At 58.7% G+C, this 19,117-nt stretch carries 17 protein-coding genes and 1 tRNA gene; 11 read left to right on the top strand and 7 right to left on the bottom strand.

The annotated features are described in order from the left end of the window. Positions 1-4 precede the first annotated feature (4 nt). Both GS605_RS04690 and GS605_RS04685 read right to left on the bottom strand, forming a co-directional pair. Positions 5-250 (bottom strand): hypothetical protein, encoded by a 246-nt coding sequence (locus GS605_RS04690; protein ID WP_117868858.1) that lies wholly within the window; start codon positions 248-250, stop codon positions 5-7. A 542-nt stretch (positions 251-792) separates the two neighbouring features. Next, positions 793-4,413 carry a vitamin B12-dependent ribonucleotide reductase gene (locus GS605_RS04685; protein WP_171723210.1) on the bottom strand — a complete coding sequence of 1,207 codons (3,621 nt, stop codon included), beginning with the start codon at positions 4,411-4,413 and terminating at the stop codon, positions 793-795. Between the two features lie 542 nt (positions 4,414-4,955). Here GS605_RS04685 and GS605_RS04680 point away from each other — a divergent pair. Further along, positions 4,956-5,390: a hypothetical protein gene (locus GS605_RS04680; protein WP_171723209.1), complete on the top strand. Its 435-nt coding sequence runs from the start codon at positions 4,956-4,958 to the stop codon at positions 5,388-5,390. A gap of 11 nt (positions 5,391-5,401) precedes the next feature. Here GS605_RS04680 and GS605_RS04675 read toward each other — a convergent pair. The 4 genes from GS605_RS04675 to pdxH all read right to left on the bottom strand — a co-directional run bounded on the left by GS605_RS04675 (position 5,402) and on the right by pdxH (position 7,249). Further along, positions 5,402-5,478 (bottom strand) — tRNA-Pro (locus GS605_RS04675). 43 nt (positions 5,479-5,521) lie between these two features. Beyond that, positions 5,522-5,989 carry a DUF192 domain-containing protein gene (locus GS605_RS04670; RefSeq protein ID WP_171723208.1) on the bottom strand — a complete coding sequence of 156 codons (468 nt, stop codon included), beginning with the start codon at positions 5,987-5,989 and terminating at the stop codon, positions 5,522-5,524. Between the two features lie 5 nt (positions 5,990-5,994). Next, a complete protein-coding gene (locus GS605_RS04665; protein ID WP_216598188.1) occupies positions 5,995-6,501 on the bottom strand; it encodes a cold-shock protein in 507 nt (168 codons plus the stop codon). A gap of 142 nt (positions 6,502-6,643) precedes the next feature. Continuing rightward, on the bottom strand, positions 6,644-7,249 hold the full coding sequence (pdxH, locus tag GS605_RS04660; RefSeq protein ID WP_171723642.1) for a pyridoxamine 5'-phosphate oxidase: 606 nt from the start codon (positions 7,247-7,249) through the stop codon (positions 6,644-6,646). Positions 7,250-7,384: 135 nt separating this feature from the next. On the opposite strand from pdxH, the gene fabI reads away from it, so the two are divergent. The 5 genes from fabI to trpE all read left to right on the top strand — a co-directional run bounded on the left by fabI (position 7,385) and on the right by trpE (position 13,347). Further along, positions 7,385-8,191: an enoyl-ACP reductase FabI gene (gene fabI, locus GS605_RS04655; RefSeq protein ID WP_171228263.1), complete on the top strand. Its 807-nt coding sequence runs from the start codon at positions 7,385-7,387 to the stop codon at positions 8,189-8,191. 4 nt (positions 8,192-8,195) lie between these two features. Then, the gene (gene gpt / locus GS605_RS04650) at positions 8,196-8,705 is read left to right on the top strand and encodes a xanthine phosphoribosyltransferase (RefSeq protein WP_152458089.1); all 510 of its coding nucleotides are present in this window, start codon (positions 8,196-8,198) and stop codon (positions 8,703-8,705) included. Positions 8,706-8,726: 21 nt separating this feature from the next. Further along, positions 8,727-9,902: an aminotransferase gene (locus GS605_RS04645; protein WP_171723207.1), complete on the top strand. Its 1,176-nt coding sequence runs from the start codon at positions 8,727-8,729 to the stop codon at positions 9,900-9,902. 80 nt (positions 9,903-9,982) lie between these two features. Further along, a complete protein-coding gene (locus tag GS605_RS04640; RefSeq protein ID WP_171723206.1) occupies positions 9,983-11,824 on the top strand; it encodes a peptidylprolyl isomerase in 1,842 nt (613 codons plus the stop codon). A gap of 11 nt (positions 11,825-11,835) precedes the next feature. Next, the gene (gene trpE, locus GS605_RS04635; protein WP_171632227.1) at positions 11,836-13,347 is read left to right on the top strand and encodes an anthranilate synthase component I; all 1,512 of its coding nucleotides are present in this window, start codon (positions 11,836-11,838) and stop codon (positions 13,345-13,347) included. Between the two features lie 60 nt (positions 13,348-13,407). On the opposite strand, the gene GS605_RS04630 is transcribed toward trpE, so the two are convergent. Beyond that, entirely contained in the window at positions 13,408-14,841 is a 1,434-nt protein-coding gene (locus GS605_RS04630; RefSeq protein ID WP_171723205.1) for a polysaccharide deacteylase family 2 protein, read from the bottom strand. A 198-nt stretch (positions 14,842-15,039) separates the two neighbouring features. On the opposite strand from GS605_RS04630, the gene GS605_RS04625 reads away from it, so the two are divergent. Genes GS605_RS04625 through glp form a run of 5 tightly spaced genes read left to right on the top strand, consistent with a single transcriptional unit; the run spans position 15,040 to position 19,088 of the window. Further along, positions 15,040-15,621, top strand: a complete 582-nt coding sequence (locus GS605_RS04625; RefSeq protein WP_171228258.1) for an aminodeoxychorismate/anthranilate synthase component II — start codon at positions 15,040-15,042, stop codon at positions 15,619-15,621. Next, positions 15,618-16,637 carry an anthranilate phosphoribosyltransferase gene (gene trpD / locus GS605_RS04620; RefSeq protein ID WP_171723204.1) on the top strand — a complete coding sequence of 340 codons (1,020 nt, stop codon included), beginning with the start codon at positions 15,618-15,620 and terminating at the stop codon, positions 16,635-16,637. Before GS605_RS04625 ends, trpD begins: the two co-directional genes overlap by 4 nt. Then, entirely contained in the window at positions 16,634-17,446 is an 813-nt protein-coding gene (gene trpC / locus GS605_RS04615) for an indole-3-glycerol phosphate synthase TrpC (protein ID WP_171632216.1), read from the top strand. Before trpD ends, trpC begins: the two co-directional genes overlap by 4 nt. Beyond that, positions 17,446-17,919 carry a cyclic pyranopterin monophosphate synthase MoaC gene (gene moaC / locus GS605_RS04610; RefSeq protein ID WP_171328258.1) on the top strand — a complete coding sequence of 158 codons (474 nt, stop codon included), beginning with the start codon at positions 17,446-17,448 and terminating at the stop codon, positions 17,917-17,919. The genes trpC and moaC overlap by 1 nt, the downstream gene beginning before the upstream one ends. Then, positions 17,916-19,088, top strand: a complete 1,173-nt coding sequence (gene glp, locus GS605_RS04605; RefSeq protein WP_171723203.1) for a gephyrin-like molybdotransferase Glp — start codon at positions 17,916-17,918, stop codon at positions 19,086-19,088. The genes moaC and glp overlap by 4 nt, the downstream gene beginning before the upstream one ends. Positions 19,089-19,117: the final 29 nt, after the last annotated feature.

The following is a 19,117-nucleotide window of genomic DNA, read 5'->3' as shown; positions in this document are numbered from 1 at the left end:
TTGTCTACCCGTTGCTGGGTGGAAGCAAACCTGCCTCTTGTGCAACGGCCACTTCATCAGCATCCAGCGCCCCGTCGCCATTTGCGTCCATCGCCGAAAATGTATCAGCGTCAACGTCGGGCAACACGGCCTGAATTTCTTCGATGGTCAGAACGCCATCGCCATTGGCGTCGGTTGAGGACTGCGCCGAGAGCACTCCCGGCAAGGTCAGTGCAGCAATGGAAATCCCAATCAAGTACTGCGGTTTCATTTTCGTGCCTCCTGGATAAGTTGATTATGTTTTCGTCCGGACAAGCCCCAGAAACACCGGAACAGCCGCAGGCGTCACCCGTTTTACGTGATTTCCGGGAAATCGCGCCAATCTTTGCGTGTTTGCCCGAGTCGGTGTTGCGACACACCGCCGGGCAAAACCTTGCCAGACCCGTTTCGGCAGAACTTGCCCGACAGGCATGGCCCGATCCGGCAGGACCGCGCTTATCCGGGCAACCAGTCGCAAAAAAGAAAGGGGGCCGAAGCCCCCTGTCAGTTTCGCCATCCAGGCTCATTTCGTTGACCGCCCGGTGTTTTTTTTGCCTGCGGCCTGGACGTCGCATGGAACGAGCGCACCCGTTCCGTGAAAGAGTGGGAGGGAGCAAATATTCCGCCCCACCCTGTTTCCGGCCAACACGGGCATGTCGGCCGAGTGGACCAAGGCATCAACGGTAAGTCTCAGTGCCTTGCTCCGTATTCGTCGGGGTCGGTACCTGTGGCAGCTATCCGACCCCTGCACCCCGGGTTGCCGGGGCGCTAAACTCAGCTACACCCGCTTGTCGCGCCACAGGTGTTGCATTTCATGCAGGTGCCGTTGCGCACCAGCGTGTAGTTTCCGCATTCGCCGCAGGGATCGCCCTCGTACCCCTGCATCTTGGCCTTTGTGCGGGCGTCCATTCCGGTGGCCACCGCCGTTTCGGCTGCCGGTGCTTCGAAGGAAGCCGCTGGTTCAGCCATACCGTTCACCTCGACCTGACCCGCGTTGAACACAGCCAGATCTTGCGGCAAGCGCTTGCGCAGATAGCCGGTGGAGCTGATTTGTTTCAGCACTTCCAACGACTTGGACGCGGCTGTATCGCTGATTTCCGATACATTCGAGACACCCTCGTCCTCGCCCCGACCCAAATCGTCAAAGGTTGCGCCTTCGGGTTTCACGTGGGCCAGATCGGTGCGGTCCAGATAGGACACGGCCAGTTCGCGGAAGATGTAATCCAGGATCGACGTTGCGTTCTTGATCGAGTCGTTGCCCTGCACCATTCCCGCCGGTTCGAACTTGGTGAAAGTGAAGGCGTCGACAAACTCTTCCAGCGGCACGCCGTATTGCAGGCCGACCGAAACGGCGATGGCGAAGTTGTTCATCATCGCCCGGAAGCCAGCGCCTTCCTTGTGCATGTCGATGAAGATCTCACCCAGCTTGCCGTCTTCGAACTCACCGGTGCGCAGATAGACCTTGTGGCCGCCAACAATGGCCTTTTGAGTATAACCCTTGCGGCGATGCGGCAGCTTCTCGCGATGGCTGCGGATCATTTCCTTGACCACGACTTTCTCGATCACCTTCTCGGCCAGAACCACGGCTTTTTCCTGCGTCGAACCGCTTTCTAGCACTTCCGCCGCCTCGTCGTCATCTTCGACCAAAGCTGCCGCCAGAGGCTGCGACAGCTTCGAGCCATCGCGGTACAGCGCGTTGGCCTTCACACCCAGCGACCAGCTGAGTTCGTAAGCTTTCTGGCAATCCTCGATGGTCGCGTCATTCGGCATGTTGATCGTCTTCGAGATCGCACCCGAGATAAAGCTCTGCGCCGCCGCCATCATGGTGATGTGGCTATCAACCCCAAGGAAACGCTTGCCTTTCTTGCCGCACGGGTTGGCACAGTCGAAGATCGAATAATGCTCTTCCTTCAGATGCGGCGCACCCTCAAGCGTCATGGTTCCGCAGACGTGATCGTTCGCCGCGTCGATATCCGCCTTGGTAAAGCCCAGATGGCGCAGCAGATCGAAAGTCGGGTCATTCAGCTTGGTCGCCGGGATGCCCAGAACGCCGGTGCAAAAGTCCTCGCCCAGTGTCCACTGGTTGAAGACAAAGCGGATGTCGAAGGCGCTTTCCAGTGCGGCGTCTACTTTAGCCAACTCGTTCGGGCCAAAGCCATGACCCGTCAACGAAGTGTGGTTGATCCCCGGAGCGTTGCCGATGGTGCCGTGACCGACGGCATAGCCCACGATCTCTTCGATCTGAGACGAGGAATACCCCAGCTTCTCAAGCGCCGAAGGCACCGAGCGGTTGATGATCTTGAAGTAACCGCCACCGGCCAGCTTCTTGAACTTGACCAGCGCAAAGTCCGGTTCGATCCCTGTGGTGTCGCAATCCATTACCAGACCGATGGTGCCAGTCGGAGCGATCACAGTGGCCTGTGCGTTGCGGTATCCGTTCTTCTCACCGAGGCTCAGCGCCTCATCCCAGGCCGACATGGCCAGATCGACCAGACGTTTGTCCGGGCAGTTGCCGTGGTCCAGAGGCACCGGTTTCACCGCCAGTTTCTCATAGCCTTCGGTCACACCCTGCGACGCACGGCGGTGATTGCGGATGACACGCAGCATGTGGTCGGCGTTGCGCTCGTAACCTTTGAACGGACCCAGCTCTCCTGCGATCTCAGCCGAGGTCGCGTAGGCGACACCCGTCATGATCGCGGTCAGCGCACCACAGATCGCCCGGCCCTCGTCCGAGTCATAGCTGTAGCCCATGTTCATCAACAGACCGCCGATATTGGCGTAACCCAGTCCCAGCGTCCGGAAGTCATACGACAGCTGCGCGATTTCCTTCGACGGGAACTGCGCCATCGTCACCGAGATTTCCAGTGTCAGGGTCCACAGGCGAGAGGCGTGCATGTAGTCCGCGGCTTGGAACTCACCATCTTTAAGGAAAGTCAGCAGGTTCATCGACGCCAGGTTACAGGCCGTGTCGTCGAGGAACATGTATTCCGAGCAAGGGTTCGAACCGCGAATCTCACCGTCTTCGGGGCATGTGTGCCATTCATTGACGGTGTCGTGGAACTGAATGCCTGGATCGGCGCAGGCCCAGGCGGCGTGGCCTACTTTTTCCCACAGATCACGCGCCTTAACGGTGCGGGCAACCTTTCCATCGGTGCGGTTGATCAACTCCCAATCCGCGTCCTTCTCGACGGCAGTCAGGAAGGCGTTCGTAACGCGGATCGAGTTGTTCGAGTTCTGACCTGAAACCGAGCTATAGGCTTCCGAATCCCAATCCGTATCGTAGGTCGGGAATTCGATGCTGCCGTGCCCCTGCTTGGCGTAATCCAGTACGCGTTTGATATAAGTCTCAGGAATCGCGACCTTTTTGGCCTCACGAACCGCCTTTTTCAGGTTGTCATTCTTGTTGGGATCATACGCATCGTCTTGCGCGCCGTCCCAGCTGCGGATGGCCTCGAAAATGCCGTTCAACATCTTCTCGTGCATCTTCGATCCGGCAACGATCGAGGCCACCTTCTGTTCTTCAATCACCTTCCATTCGATGAATTGCTCGATGTCCGGGTGATCTGCATCGACGATCACCATCTTTGCTGCCCGACGGGTTGTCCCGCCTGATTTGATCGCGCCAGCGGCGCGGTCGCCGATCTTGAGAAAGCCCATGAGGCCCGAGGACTTGCCGCCACCCGACAGTGCCTCGCCTTCGGCTCGCAGATGGCTGAAGTTGGTGCCTGTTCCGCTCCCGTATTTGAACAGGCGCGCCTCGCGCACCCACAGATCCATGATGCCGCCTTCATTCACCAGATCATCATCGACTGACTGGATGAAGCACGCGTGCGGCTGAGGATGCTCATAGGCCGATTTCGACTTGGTCAGCTTGCCGGTCTTGTAATCGACATAGTGGTGCCCCTGCGCCGGGCCATCGATTCCATACGCCCAGTGCAGGCCCGTGTTGAACCACTGCGGCGAATTCGGCGCCGCGCGCTGGGTTGCCAGCATATATCGCATCTCGTCGAAATAGGCGCGCGCGTCTTCCTCGGTCGAGAAATAGCCGCCCTTCCAGCCCCAATAGGCCCAGGCACCGGCCAGACGGTCGAACACTTGCTTGGATGATGTTTCTCCTTCGAACTCTGCGCCGTCCGCGGGAACCGATCGCCACAGGAATTCAGGAACGTCTTTTTCTTTCACTTTCTTGAGCTTGGTGGGCACCCCCGCCTTGCGGAAGTATTTCTGCGCAATCACATCACTTGCGACCTGCGACCAGCTCGAGGGGACTTCGATGTCATCCAGACGAAAAACGATTGTACCGTCCGGATTTCGGATTTCAGATGTTGCAGACACAAAATTCAGTTCCGCATAGGCGTCCTGATCCGGTTTGGTGAATTTTCTTTCAATCTTCATGTCCGCAGCCCTGGTTAATACAGCTCAATTTCCGATTCCCGACACCAAATCTTGTGTTGCAGGGTGTCGCCCACAACGCCCTGAGACGCGCGCAAAAAGGTACTGTTCGCTGTCTGAGACAGCGCAAAGCCGCAAATGCGACCGCACGTAAAACGATTGTGCTTTTCCGACCCTCGCCCGCTGCCTTTTCCGGATTATACACCAGATATTGTGGCAATCTCGTTGGCCCATACAATTTGACGTATGTTCCCATAGAAGGTCAACGCCCTTTTTCGGTCATTTTCCAAATCTTTTTTGTTGACCTGATGGTTGCGTGAAGCCTTCTGCGTGCAGGTCGCGATTCCTCCACAACTTCATCCACGGCGTATTTCCGCCGATGTTTTGAACTCTCAAAATGAATTCCCGTTTTTACCAGCATAGTTATCTGCATTTGATCAACCAACGACATGCTGGTTACCTTGAAACGGAATCAATGCTGTCCGGGCGGACTGTCCCGCGCCATGTGCCGAACGGTCTACCCACGAGCGAGGGAGCTCAAGCGAATGAAGTTGTTTCATTTTATCCCGGCCACAGCCTGCATCGTGGCCTGCGCACCACAGGATGTGCCCATCCCGTCACGCAGCGCACAGTTCGACTCCTTCCCTCAACGACTGTTCGACACGTTTGAAACCAGCTGCTCGGGCCCTGGCGAGTCTTTCAGGAAAACCGGGAATCAAATCTTTGAATGCAGCGAGTTCCTGCCCCCCAAGGCGACAGCTTATCTGATTCTGAACTATGACGGCCATCCGCAGGAGCTGCCGCAAAGCGTCATGCGTCTTACGTCAACAAAAACAAACGCAGGGTATCGCGTGGACGCGCGTGTTTTCTTCCACGTCCCGCAAAAATCCGGTGCGGCAGTTGAAGTTCCGGTTGAAAGCAAGGTTCTGAACCAAGCCATCAGCGAGCTCTACCAGACAATGGGTGGCTCGCCGAATTAGCTTGATGGAAGTGGTCGGGGCGGCAGGATTCGAACCTACGACCCCCTGTACCCAAAACAGGTGCGCTACCAGACTGCGCCACGCCCCGGACCGTGCGCCTTCCTAACGACGCCGATCTGATTTGAAAAGCCCTAACAGGGCCAAATTGCAGGTCCTTGCGAAAAAATTTCGTGCTTCATCTGTGTCCCGGGCCTGATAGAGTAGCGCGCGGACAATCCTGCATTGATTTCCAGCACCGCAAATACGGAATCGCCCCCTTCAATCGGCGTAAGATCACCCGGAATCGCCTCTTCATGCACACGCGTCACCAAACCGGTGCGATCCAGAAATACCATATCGAGCGGGATCAGGGTGTTCTTCATCCAGAACGCAACGGGCTGCGGCGGATCAAAGACGAACAGCATACCGGATCGAGCCGGCAACGATTCGCGAAACATCAAACCGCGGGATCGCTCTTGCGGAGTAACGGCGACTTCCACGTTAAATTGCACCGTCGCACTGTCATTTCTGAGCGTGACACGGTCCGATCTGCATGCGGCAGCGGCAACTCCTGTCCACAACGTTACGAATATGGTCAAGAGTATCCGAAGCCGTTTCATTCGGTTCAGCTATCCAAAGCCGCTTCCCAGGCCAGAACCTGCGCCGCCATCCGACCCCGCTTGCCGTCGATCACCCTCATGGCCAGCGCTTCACCAGGTTGCAGATCGGCAAGCCCCGAGCGGCGCAGCACCTCGATATGAAGGAATACGTCTTCGTTGCGCCCAAACACATTGGCGAATCCGAAACCTTTGCCCTTGTCGAACCATTTCACCCGCGCGGCTTCCAGCGGCGCTTTTGCGATGACCTCCGGATCCAACTCGGCAAAATCAGCTAGCATCATCGAGTCGGTCCGCGCCGGCGGATCAATCGCAACGACCTCGACCGCCTGAACCCCTCGGTCCGTGCGGTGAGTCATGATTTCAATGCTGGCGCCATCCGCAACCGAGCTCTGGCCGTAGTTGCGCAGAACATTCACATGCAACAGGATATCCGGGCCGCCCTCTTCGGACACAACAAAGCCAAACCCCTTGGCGGGGTCGAACCATTTTACGTGTCCACGGACGCGGTACATGTTGTTCAGGTCTTCTGGCACGGTTTTCCCATCGCGAATTTCAGCAGTTCGTTAAGGGTTTGTTGTTTAGGGGAATGGCAGACAAATTCAAGCTGAAAAGATTGTTTGTTTTCTGCCTGTTGCATTTCACGACACGTGAACGTCATGGATTCAACCTTTCAACATGCCATGCCGATCCCGGCTCAATTCGTTGCCATCTGAACCGGTCATGCAAGCGGAATGCACCATCGGCCCAGAACTCAATCTCGGTGGGCGTCAATCTGTACCCGCCCCAAAACGGCGGACGCGGTGGATTTGGCCCAAGTTTCGCCGTCACTTTCGCGACCTCTGCCATCAAAGCTGCCCGACTTGAAAGCGGTTGCGACTGCTTTGAGGCCCACGCGCCCAGTCGGCTTTTCAATGACCTTGATGCATAATATTCATCAGCCTGGGGCCCATTTTCACGACGTATTATACCACGAACACGAAGCTGACGCCGCAAAGATTTCCAATGCATCACAAATGCAGCTTTTCCGGCTGCATCCAGTTCCTTGGCCTTGGCGCTTTCGTAGTTCGTATAAAAAACAAACGAGTCCGCTTCGATTTCCTTGAGCAACACCATGCGAGCATTTGGCATGCCATCTGGATCAACGGTTGCAAGCGCAATCGCATTCGGGTCGTTCAATTCGGTTTCTTCAGCCTCGGCAAGCCACCGGGCCGCTATTTCAAACGGATCGGAGCCAGCAAAGATGCCATCACGCTCGGTCATTTCCATCCCCTGGAAAGTATTAACGACGAACCTAAGGCGAGAACCCGCTGCGGGCAAGAGCGCACGGCCTTGATGCAACGCAACCAATGGCATAAACCAACTCAACATAACGCGAAGACAGGCGGAGAACCGAACATGTCAAATCAGTTGATGGCCGGCAAGCGCGGCCTCATCATGGGACTGGCCAATGACAAATCAATCGCATGGGGAATCGCCCGCGCCTTGTCGAACGCCGGGGCCGAGCTGGCCTTTTCCTATCAGGGCGAGGCTTTGAAAAAGCGCGTCGACCCGCTGGCGGCGCAATTGGGCAGCGAAATCGTTCTGCCCTGCGACGTCAGTGACGAAGCGTCCATCGACGCGCTGTTTGCAGCGCTGGAAGAGAAATGGGGCAAGCTGGACTTCGTCGTCCACGCCATCGGCTTTTCCGACAAGAACGAGCTGCGCGGTCGCTATGTCGACACCAGCCGCGCGAATTTCAAACTGACGATGGATGTGTCGGTATATTCCTTCACAGCCGTGATGCAGCGTGCCGAAAAGATGATGTCAGAAGGCGGCAGCGCTGTGACCCTGACCTATTACGGCGCCGAGCAGGTCATGCCGCATTATAATGTCATGGGCGTCGCCAAGGCCGCGCTGGAGGCGTCGGTCAAATACCTGGCCGAGGATCTGGGCAAGGATGGCATCCGCGTGAACTCGATCTCGGCCGGCCCGATCAAGACGCTGGCCGCCAGCGGCATCGGCGATTTCCGCTATATCATGAAGTGGAACGAATATAACTCGCCCCTGCGCCGCAACGTGACGATCGATGACGTCGGCAACTCGGCGCTGTATCTTCTGTCGGATTTGTCCAGCGGCGTAACCGGTGAGAATCTGCATGTGGATTCGGGGTATCACATTGTCGGCATGAAGGCCGTTGACGCCCCGGACGTTGAAAAAGGTTAAGAACATGAGCGCCAAGGACCGCCTGCCCCACGAAAAAGGCTTTCACATCAGCTGGGACCAGATTCATCGCGATTCGCGTGCACTGGCCTGGCGTCTTGACGGGCAAGGTCCCGATGATGGCAACTGGCGGGGTGTTGTCGCGATCACGCGCGGCGGCATGGCGCCTGCGATGATCGTCAGCCGAGAACTGGACATCCGTACGGTCGACACGATCAGCGTGCGTTCATACCACCACCAGGAACAGGGTGAAGCAGAGGTGTTGAAATCTCCGGACGCCGACCTGATGGGTGACGGAACCGGTATTCTGATCATCGACGACCTGGTCGACAGCGGAAAGACGTTGGAACTGGTTCGGGACATGTACCCGAATGCGCATTTCGCGACGGTTTACGCCAAACCCAAGGGCCGCCCGATGGTGGATACCTTCATCACCGAAGTCAGCCAGGACACATGGATCTTCTTCCCATGGGATATGGCCCTTCAATATGTCGAGCCGTATCGCGGCACCGATTGATTTCTGAACAGTAGACCGCTCATGACGCTCAGCCGCACCGCCGCAACATTCGCCCCTCCGGTGATGGAGGCGCGCCGATGGGTCGAGGGCGTTGCCTTCCCATCCGACCGCCCGTTGATCAACGTAAGCCAGGCGGCCCCGGTCGATCCGCCGCCGCTGGCCTTGCGGCAGGCTATGGCCGACTTCGCCGTTCGCGAAGACAGCGCACATCTTTACGGCCCGGTATTGGGCAATGACGATCTGCGCGCCGAACTGGCGGCGCAGATCAGTTCTCACTATGCGGCGCAGGTAGACGCACCTCGGATCGCCATCACCTCGGGCTGCAATCAGGCGTTTTCGGCCGTGATATCGGCGATTACCGGCGAAGCGGATGAGGTCATTCTGCCAACCCCCTGGTATTTCAACCACAAAATGTGGCTGGACATGGCCGGAGTACAGGCCGTGGACCTGCCGACCGGGGAGGATCTTTTGCCCGATCCAGAGCGTGCGCGCGGATTGATTACCGACAAGACACGCGCCATTGCGCTGGTCACGCCCAACAATCCGGGCGGCGTCGAATACCCTGCCGAACTGGTCAGGGCGTTTTTCAACCTGGCCCGTAAAACCGGGATCCGCCTGATCGTCGATGAAACCTATCGCGATTTCGACAGCCGAAGCGGCCCCCCGCATGATCTGTTTCAGCAACCCGGGTGGGACGAAACGCTTGTCCACCTTTACTCTTTCTCCAAGGCTTATCGTCTGACGGGCCACAGGGTGGGTGCCATCGCAACAAACCCGGCGTTGTTGGCCGAGGTCGAGAAATTTCTGGATACGGTCGCCATTTGCCCGGGCCAGATCGGCCAGTTCGCAGCGTTGTGGGGTATGCAAAACCTGTCGCAATGGCTGGCCGGCGAGCGTGACGAAATTCTTGACCGCCGCGCAGCCATTGCAGAAGGGATGCCGGCGCTTGAAGCACGGGGGTGGCGGCTTTTGGGACTTGGCGCCTATTTTGCCTATCTCGAACATCCGTTTGATATGCCCTCAGACGAGCTCGCGCGCCGTCTGGTCAGCGAAGCTGGCGTGCTGCTGTTGCCCGGAACCATGTTCATGCCGGATCATGACCCGGCTGGAAAACGGCAGGTGCGCATTGCTTTTGCCAATCTGGATCGGGCCGGGCTGGGCCAATTGTTCGACCGGTTGCAGGCCCTGTCCTTCTAAGCTTGCCCCTCGGCGGTGTGCGTCGTATTCAGGGCCGCAACCGACAGGGCAGAACTCTGCCGAAAAAACAAGAGGGCATCATGGCCGCAGGCGCTAAAAGTCTTTCGAAAACCTTTGTCTGGATTCTGATGGGCCTGCTGATGCTGGGCCTTGCGGGATTTGGCGCGGTCAACCTCAGCGGGACGATCCGCACAGTTGCGACAGTCGGCGACGAAAGCATCTCGGTCGATGACTACGTGCGCGAATTGCAGCGCGAGATTCGAGCGGTGGAGGCACAATCCGGGCAACCTTTGCAGATGTCGCAAGCCCGCGATCTGGGTCTGGACCGAAACGCCCTTGCCCGCCTGACCGCTTTGGCGGCGCTGGACAACGAGGTCGGTCAGCTTGGGATTTCCATCGGCGATGAGAACCTTCAGCAAGAGATCATCTCGATCCCGGCATTTCAGGGTGTCAACGGAACTTTTGACCGTGAATCCTATCGCTTTCAGCTTGAACAGGTCGGCATGACCGATTCCGAATTCGAATCCGATCTGCGCAAGGAATCCGCCCGAACCATCGTACAGGGCGCAATCATGGGCGGCGTAAAAATGCCGGCAACGCTGACGGACACGATGATCGATTATATCGGCGCGCGGCGCAGCTTTGCTGTTGCAACTGTTGGAACGGAAGCGCTGGATACACCTGTGGCCGATCCAACGGACGCACAGATCCAGGCATTCTATGATGACAATGGGGACCAGTTCATGCTGCCCCGCACCAAGCAGCTGACTTACGCGATTCTGTCGCCAGCAATGTTGGTGGACACGGTCGAAATCGACGAAGACGCGCTGCGCAAACTCTATGAAGAACGATCCGACGAATACAACCAGCCTGAACGCCGTTTGGTCGAACGTCTGAACTTCCCAAGCGAACAGGCCGCCAAGGACGCTTTGGCGCAGCTTGAGGTTGGCGGCACAACGTTCGAACAGTTGGTTCGGGATCGCGATCTGGAACTGAATGACATCGATCTGGGCGACGTGACGCGTGAGGATCTGGGCGAAGCTGCGGACGCCGTTTTTGCGGCCGAGCTTGACACTGTCGTGGGCCCGTTGCCTTCGGTGTTTGGTCCGGCCCTGTTCCGCGTCAACGGATCACTGGCTGCGAACACTGTTCCATTTGAAGAGGCCGAGCCGGCACTTCGCGAAGAGTTGGCGACTGAACGCGCCCGCCGTCTGATCGAAGCGCAATCCGAAGATATCAACGACATGCTGGCAGGCGGTGCCACGCTGGAAGAACTGGCGGAAGAAACCGAAATGGAACTGGGTCAGATCGACTGGACTCGTGACAGCGACGAAGGCGTTGCGGCCTATGACGGGTTCCGAGCGGCCGCAGAAGCCGTGCAGGAAGGAGATTTCCCTGAAATCGCATTCCTGGAAGATGGGTCAATTTTTGCCCTGCGCCTGGACGAGGTTCTGCCGCGTCGCCCGGAACCGCTGGAGAGCGCGCGCGACCGTGTCGCCGAGGCCTGGCAACAGGCCGAGATCAACAAAGCCCTGCGCGAAAAGGCGGATGCCATTCTGAACCAACTGACACCTGACGGTGATTTCGCAGCGACCGGCCTGCCCTTCCGAGTCGAAAACGCCCTGACCCGCACAGCGTTTCTGGATGATGTTCCGGCCAGTTTCATGAACGAAGTTTTCGCGATGGAACCGGGCGAGATGCGCGTTGTTGAGGGCAATGGTGCGGCTTGGATAGTGCGTCTGGATGAAACCCTGCCGCCGGCGGATACGGATGAACTGCGTCAGTTGCGTGATGCCCTGAGCTCGCAGATGGATCAGGCTTTGGCACAGAATATCTTTAACGCCTACGTACGTGACGCCCAGACCCGGGCGCGCCCCGTGGTGGATCAACAGGCGCTGAACGCCGTGCAGGCGAGCTTTTAAACGAGACCGATATGGCCCTGACACCCGATTTCGAAACCTTCGCGCGCGCCTATGATGCGGGCGAAAACCAGGCTGTATATACGCGTCTGGCCGCCGATCTGGACACACCTGTGTCACTGATGCTCAAGCTGACGGGCGCGCAGAAAGATGCGTTCATGCTGGAATCGGTGACAGGCGGAGAGGTTCGTGGCCGCTATTCGATCATTGGCATGAAACCTGATCTGGTCTGGCGCTGTCACGGGGAAACCTCGGAACTGAATCGCTCGGCTCGGTTCGATGCCGAGGCGTTCTCGCCCCAAGATGGCAACCCGATGGACAACCTGCGTGCGCTTCTTGCCGAGAGCCGCATGGAATTGCCCGATGACCTGCCACAGGCCGCTACCGGGCTGTTCGGGTATCTGGGTTATGACATGGTTCGGCTGGTGGAACACCTTCCGGATGTGAACCCTGATCCGCTGGGTTTGCCCGATGCGATCATGCTGCGCCCGTCTGTCATCGCAGTGCTGGATGGGGTCAAGGGTGAGGTGACGGTGGTTTCACCCGCCTGGGCCAGCGACGGTCAATCGGCCAAGGCGGCCTATGCGCAGGCGGCTGAGCGTGTGATGGATGCGGTCCGCGACCTGGAACGTGCCATGCCCGCGGAAACCCGCGATCTGGGCGACGCGCGCGAGGTCGCCGCGCCGGTGTCGAACTTTACCAAGTCCGGCTATATGGAGGCGGTTGAAAAGGCCAAGGAATACATCCGCGCGGGTGACATCTTTCAGGTTGTCCCGGCACAGCGCTGGACGCAGGATTTTCCGCTGCCGCCTTTTGCTCTCTACCGATCCTTGCGGCGCACCAATCCGTCACCCTTCATGTTCTACTTCAACTTCGGCGGTTTTCAGGTGGTGGGCGCAAGCCCCGAAATCCTGGTGCGTGTGTTTGGCAATGAAGTCACCATTCGCCCCATCGCAGGCACGCGCCCACGTGGCGCGACGCCCGAAGAAGACAAGGCGAACGAGCTGGATCTGCTGGCCGACAAGAAAGAACTGGCCGAGCATCTGATGCTGCTGGATCTGGGTCGCAACGATACCGGTCGCGTGTCAAAGATCGGAACCGTGCGTCCGACCGAAGAATTCATCATCGAACGCTACAGCCACGTGATGCACATCGTATCAAACGTTGTAGGCGAACTGGCCGAAGACAAAGACGCGTTGGATGCCTTTTTTGCGGGTATGCCGGCAGGAACGGTTTCGGGTGCGCCCAAAGTGCGCGCGATGGAGATCATCGACGAGCTGGAGCCGGAAAAACGCGGTGTTTACGGCGGCGGCGTCGGCTATTTCAGCGCGGGCGGAGACATGGACATGTGTATCGCCCTGCGTACCGCCATCGTGAAAGATCAGAAACTCTATATCCAAGCTGGGGGTGGTGTTGTTTACGACAGCGACCCCGAAGCCGAGTTCATGGAAACTGTTCATAAATCCAACGCCATACGGCGCGCGGCGGCAGATGCCGCGCGGTTTACCGGCAACGGAAACGGCTAAAAAAAAACAGGGGCGGCCGATCAGGTGATCACCGCCCCTTTTCTCTGCATTCTGCGAAGATTACTGCACCTGTTTCATCATGACGGCCGAGATCGGAGCCATTGCCACGCGGTTGCCCCGATCTTCCAGCCCCCACAGCAACAGGGCTGAAATCGTTTCGGGACGCACGCGCCCCAGCATGACCACTGTCCCTTCCTGACCCGCACGGAACGCGGCCTGATCCAGGAATCTGCGCATGATTTTGGGATCCTGCCGTGCGCCGTCGATATCGCGGAAAACGACACTGGACGGAATTCCGTTTCGCGCCGCCAGTTTCTGCACGGTGTTGAGCCCGTTGTCCTGCGTGATCAGCCCCCGGCCGGTTCCCGCAGCAATCGCGGCGACCTGATCAGCCAGTTTGCGATTGCCCTGAATCCCGCTGTTCACACCTTCCAGAATACCAACCGTTTCCGGCAGGGTATCCAGCCACACCGACAGCGACACCTCGGCGTCCTGCGCGCTTGCGGCCTCGGGCAGATCCGCCAGGGCCAGCACCTCGAACCCGGCCTTGCGGTGACGGGCCATCTTTTCTGCCGCATCAGGATCCGATGGGTTCACGGCAAAGCTGATCGGATAGGGAAAGTCCTGCAACGCCTCGGACCCGAATGCACCCTCGTCATCAATCAGAATAATGGACATCAGCGGCTTGGATTCGGGGTTTTCGAACTTTGCCGCAAAACGCTCGATCGGCTTGGTCGATTTCGGCTCCTCAGCCGAGGCCTGTTCCACGACGGGCTCATCATCCCGTTCCGTCAGCGGAACGACGCGTTTTCCGATGATCGAGCTGGCACTCGCTTTCTGCTCACCCCCGATCTGGGGCAGCGCAGCGATGCGCGGCAGTTCGCGAGGCATGGTGTCTTCATCCCCTTCCACGGCAATCGGGCTGTTTTCAAAGGGGTTCTGTTCTTCGGCCTCTGTCGACTCTGGCTCCGGTTCTGGCGCTGCCCGTGGCAGAGGGTATGGCTCGGGCGCAAGCGCGGCCACCTCGGTGTTCTCGGGCTCTGCCGGCGGGGCCGGTGTTTCATCAATGACGGCAGGCAGCGCATCGTCTGGCTGAATCGCGGGAACCTGACTTGGCTCTGGCAGGGCGGCGGGTGCTTCGATCACGAATGACACTTCATTTGCACCTGCCGCTTCCGGTTGGTTCAGCGCGTCAGTTGCCGCGCCGACAACCGGCTGGGAATCGATTGACGTTTCCAGCCCCGACAGATCGGCCAGATCCTCGCCGGCGTCATCGGCGGCTTCTGGCGCACGCGGGGCAAGTTCCACCAGATCGGCGTCAGAACCGGCGTCTGCCACTTCAGCCGGAGCCTCGGGCGTTTCAGAAATCGTCGGCGCCGGTGCTTCGGTTGCAACAACCGGGGTATTCACCATCGGCGTCTTGAGTGACACAACCGCACCCAAGATCAAAACAACGATCGCGCCCGCGACCATTCCTCCGAAAAATCCGCCCATTTTCCTGCCTTTCGCCTCTTTCCTCTGCCTCGTCCAGCTCTGCGCCATCTGGTGTGGCGCTCGGCCAATTGAACGCGTCAGAAACGGTATGTCCTCTTGACGCTGCCGCTCAAGCCTGAGCATGTATGTGCGGACATTATACCGTGGCCCGGGGCTGCATCGCCAGCCCGAAATGCCCAAGCGAAGATAAGTGCCCAAATGCTGCTGCTGATCGACAACTACGACTCGTTTACCTACAATTTGGTACATTATTTAGGCGAACTTGGTGCCGAAATGGTCATTCGCCGAAATGATGCGCTGGATGTGCAGGAAGCGATGGCCATGAACCCCGCCGGCATTCTGCTGAGCCCCGGCCCCTGCGATCCGGATCAGGCGGGGATTTGCCTTGCACTGACGGAAGCGGCCGCTGAAACCAAAACGCCGCTGTTGGGGGTTTGCCTGGGGCATCAGACCATAGGCCAGGTGTTTGGCGGCAAGGTGGTTCGATGCCACGAGATCGTTCATGGCAAGATGGGCACGGTGAAGCACACCGGCAAGGGGGTGTTTGCCGGTCTGCCCTCACCCTTTGAGGCTACGCGCTACCATTCGCTGGTGGTCGAGCGCGAGACCCTGCCCGATTGCCTGGAGATCACGGCCGAGCTGGACGACGGCACGATCATGGGATTGCAGCACAAGGAATTGCCGATCCACGGCGTGCAGTTCCACCCGGAATCCATCGCATCCGAGCACGGTCACGCCCTTCTCAAAAACTTCCTGCAAGAACTGAAAGTCCCGGCATGAGCGACGCGCTGAAACCGCTGATCGGAGCCGCTGCCGATCGTCCTTTGACACGTGCTGAGGCCGAAAAAGCCTTTGCCATACTGTTCGATGGCGAAGCCACGCCCAGCCAGATCGGCGGACTGCTGATGGCCATGCGGACACGGGGTGAGACGGTGGATGAATACGCCGCGGCAGCCGCCGTGATGCGTTCGAAATGCAATGCCGTAAACGCACCCGAGGGGGCGATGGATATCGTCGGCACCGGCGGTGACGGCAAAGGCACCCTGAACATCTCGACCGCGACCGCTTTTGTCGTGGCCGGTGCCGGAGTCACGGTCGCAAAACACGGCAATCGCAACCTGAGCTCGAAATCCGGCGCAGCGGATGCATTGGGCCAGATGGGCATCAACGTCATGGTTGGCCCGCAAGTCGTTGAAAATGCGCTGAAAGACGTTGGAATCGGCTTCATGATGGCGCCAATGCACCACCCTGCCATCGCCCATGTGATGCCGTCCCGGCAAGAATTGGGAACGCGCACGATCTTCAATATTCTCGGCCCCCTGACCAACCCTGCCGGCGTCAAACGGCAGTTGACCGGCGCCTTCAGCCGCGACCTGATCCGCCCGATGGCCGAAACGCTTGGCCTGCTGGGCTCGGACCGCGCCTGGTTGGTGCATGGTTCGGACGGGACGGACGAGCTTACGATCACCGGCATCAGCTGGGTCGCCGCTCTGGAAGACGGGATTGTGAAAGAGGTCGAACTGCACCCCGAAGACGCAGGTCTTCCGGTGCATCCGTTCGAGGACATCATCGGTGGCTCGCCCGAGGAAAACGCCGTTGCGTTCCGGGCTTTGCTGGATGGCGCCCCGTCCGCGTATCGTGACGCGGTGTTGCTGAATTCGGCCGCCGCTCTGGTCGTCGCCGAAGCGGCAAAAGATCTGCGCGAAGGCGTGGCCATGGCTGCTGAAAGCATTGACAGTGGCAATGCCAAAATTAAAATTACGGCCTTGGCCGCCAAGACACAGGAAGCCGCATGACCGACACCGTTCTGGATAGAATCAAAGCCTACAAACTGGAAGAAGTCGCGGCGGACAAAGCGCAGAAATCCCTGGAAACACTGGAAAGTGAGGCCCGGTCCGCCTCGGAACCTCGTGGCTTTGCCAATGCGCTGCAACACGCCTCGCGGCAAGGCTATGGCCTGATCGCAGAGGTCAAGAAAGCCAGCCCGTCCAAAGGACTGATCCGGCCGGATTTCGACCCGCCGGTTCTTGCAAAGGCTTATGAAGATGGTGGCGCGACATGTTTGTCCGTCCTGACCGACACCCCCAGTTTTCAGGGTCAAAAAGAGTATCTGACGCAGGCGCGCGAGGCGACATCCCTGCCCGCCCTGCGCAAGGATTTCATGTACGACCCGTATCAGGTGGTCGAAGCACGCGCCCTGGGGGCGGATTGCATTCTGATCATCATGGCCTCGGTCAGCGATGATCAGGCGGCTGAACTGGAAGACACTGCATTCGATTGGGATATGGATGTTCTGATCGAAGTACACGACGAGGCAGAGCTTGAACGCGCGGCACAGCTGAAAAGTCCGCTGATCGGTATCAACAACCGCAATCTGAAGACCTTCGAGACAACGCTCGACACGACGCGCCGCCTGTCCAAGCTGGTGCCCGCCGATCGCACCATCGTGTGCGAAAGCGGTCTGGGTACACCAGACGACCTGAAGGACATTGCACGCTATGGGGCCCGCTGCTTCTTGATCGGAGAAAGCCTGATGCGCCAGGACGATGTGGAAGCGGCAACGCGCCATATCCTGTCAAACCCGCTGATCCCCGGAGTGATGTGATGCCACTGACCCATTTCGATGCCCAAGGTCAGGCACATATGGTCGATGTCTCGGACAAGGAGGTGACAGATCGCGTCGCCATTGCCGAAGGTCACATCAGGATGGCGCCGGAAACTTTTGAAATCATTTCCGAAGGTCGCGCCAAGAAAGGCGATGTTCTGGGCATTGCCCGCTTGGCTGGCATCATGGGCGCAAAGAAAACGCCGGACCTTATTCCGCTGTGTCATCCTTTGCCGGTGACCAAAGTGGCCGTCGAGCTGACTCTTGACCCGGACCTGCCGGGTGTTCGGATCCAGGCCACCGTCAAGACCTCGGGCCAGACCGGGGTAGAGATGGAAGCGCTGACCGCCGTATCGACAGCCGCCTTGACCGTATACGACATGACCAAGGCCGTCGATAAGGCGATGGAGATAGGCGGCATTCGCGTTCTGCTTAAAGATGGCGGTAAATCAGGGCGTTACGAGGCGAAATGATTTCTGTCGAAGAGGCCCGCGCCCTGTTGTTCGATCTTGTGGGGCCATTGCCGGCCGAAGAAGTTCCACTGGGCCAGTCCGCAGGGCGCGTGCTTTCGCGGGATGTCACGGCCACGCGGGATCAGCCGCCTTTTGCCGCCTCTTCCATGGATGGCTATGCAGTCAAATCTGACGAGGTCGAACTGCACGCCATGTTCAAAGTTGTGGGCGAGTCAGCGGCCGGGCGTCGTTTTGAGGGCGCTGTAGGCCCCGGACAGGCCGTTCGCATCTATACCGGCGCCCCTGTGCCCGAGGGCGCGGATTTCGTTGTGATTCAAGAGGATACGGACCGCCGCGGTGATCTTCTGACGATCACGGACACACCCGGCGCCAAAACGAACATCCGACCCGCTGGCGTGGATTTCAAGGCTGGCACGTCCATATCGGCCCCGCGATTGATCCGCGCTGAAGATGTGGCCTTGATGGCCGCGATGAACATCCCTCGCGTTCCGGTTTCGCGCAGACCGGTGATCGCCCTCATCTCGACTGGTGATGAGTTGGTCATGCCCGGGGAAGAACCCGGCCCGGATCAGATCATTGCATCGAACACATTTGGCCTGAAGGCAATGCTCGAAGGATTGGGGGCTGTGGTGCGCGTGCTTCCGATCGCGCGGGATACTGTTTCGTCGCTTGAAACGGCCTTTGGCCTTGCGCAGGGGGCGGATCTGGTCGTGACGATCGGTGGAGCGTCGGTTGGCGATTATGACCTCGTGTCGGACGTCTCGCAGGGGTTGGGGATGAAGCAATCCTTCTACAAGATCCGAATGCGCCCCGGAAAACCTCTGATGGCCGGTCGTATCGGCAACGCGGCGATGGTCGGGTTGCCGGGCAATCCGGTCAGTGCCATGGTCTGCGGCTATCTGTTTCTGGCCCCGATGGTGCGCCGGATGCTGGGGCTTGAACAGGTGCTGCCGCCCTTCCGCACGGCCCGGCTGAGTGGTCCTTTGCCCGAGAATGGCCCGCGCGAGCATTATATGCGCGCCGTGGTGACGGATGCCGGTATCGAAGCTTGCGCAGATCAGGACAGTTCCCTTCTCAGCGTATTGGCTCAGTCCAACGCGCTTTTGGTCCGCGCCCCACACGATCCGGCGCGCGACATCGGGGAAATGGTCGAATATCTGCCAATCTGATGTAACCTCAAATTCGTTGACACAAAACG

This window comes from Ruegeria sp. HKCCD7559 (genome assembly GCF_013110575.1).
Classification (GTDB): Bacteria; Pseudomonadota; Alphaproteobacteria; order Rhodobacterales; family Rhodobacteraceae; genus Ruegeria.
This window is presented reverse-complemented; position numbering and strand designations above follow the sequence as displayed.

Excerpts from the sequence above, each read along its gene's own strand:
- GS605_RS04625 (WP_171228258.1), top strand. The coding sequence starts at position 15,040 with ATGCTGCTGCTGATCGACAACTACGACTCGTTTACCTACAATTTGGTA.
- trpE (WP_171632227.1), top strand. The coding sequence starts at position 11,836 with ATGGCCCTGACACCCGATTTCGAAACCTTCGCGCGCGCCTATGATGCG.
- GS605_RS04640 (WP_171723206.1), top strand. The coding sequence starts at position 9,983 with ATGGCCGCAGGCGCTAAAAGTCTTTCGAAAACCTTTGTCTGGATTCTG.
- pdxH (WP_171723642.1), bottom strand. The coding sequence starts at position 7,249 with ATGACCGAGCGTGATGGCATCTTTGCTGGCTCCGATCCGTTTGAAATA.
- gpt (WP_152458089.1), top strand. The coding sequence starts at position 8,196 with ATGAGCGCCAAGGACCGCCTGCCCCACGAAAAAGGCTTTCACATCAGC.
- fabI (WP_171228263.1), top strand. The coding sequence starts at position 7,385 with ATGTCAAATCAGTTGATGGCCGGCAAGCGCGGCCTCATCATGGGACTG.
- trpD (WP_171723204.1), top strand. The coding sequence starts at position 15,618 with ATGAGCGACGCGCTGAAACCGCTGATCGGAGCCGCTGCCGATCGTCCT.
- GS605_RS04670 (WP_171723208.1), bottom strand. The coding sequence starts at position 5,989 with ATGAAACGGCTTCGGATACTCTTGACCATATTCGTAACGTTGTGGACA.
- glp (WP_171723203.1), top strand. The coding sequence starts at position 17,916 with ATGATTTCTGTCGAAGAGGCCCGCGCCCTGTTGTTCGATCTTGTGGGG.
- GS605_RS04685 (WP_171723210.1), bottom strand. The coding sequence starts at position 4,413 with ATGAAGATTGAAAGAAAATTCACCAAACCGGATCAGGACGCCTATGCG.
- GS605_RS04665 (WP_216598188.1), bottom strand. The coding sequence starts at position 6,501 with ATGTACCGCGTCCGTGGACACGTAAAATGGTTCGACCCCGCCAAGGGG.
- GS605_RS04645 (WP_171723207.1), top strand. The coding sequence starts at position 8,727 with ATGACGCTCAGCCGCACCGCCGCAACATTCGCCCCTCCGGTGATGGAG.
- GS605_RS04630 (WP_171723205.1), bottom strand. The coding sequence starts at position 14,841 with ATGGGCGGATTTTTCGGAGGAATGGTCGCGGGCGCGATCGTTGTTTTG.
- trpC (WP_171632216.1), top strand. The coding sequence starts at position 16,634 with ATGACCGACACCGTTCTGGATAGAATCAAAGCCTACAAACTGGAAGAA.
- GS605_RS04680 (WP_171723209.1), top strand. The coding sequence starts at position 4,956 with ATGAAGTTGTTTCATTTTATCCCGGCCACAGCCTGCATCGTGGCCTGC.
- GS605_RS04690 (WP_117868858.1), bottom strand. The coding sequence starts at position 250 with ATGAAACCGCAGTACTTGATTGGGATTTCCATTGCTGCACTGACCTTG.
- moaC (WP_171328258.1), top strand. The coding sequence starts at position 17,446 with ATGCCACTGACCCATTTCGATGCCCAAGGTCAGGCACATATGGTCGAT.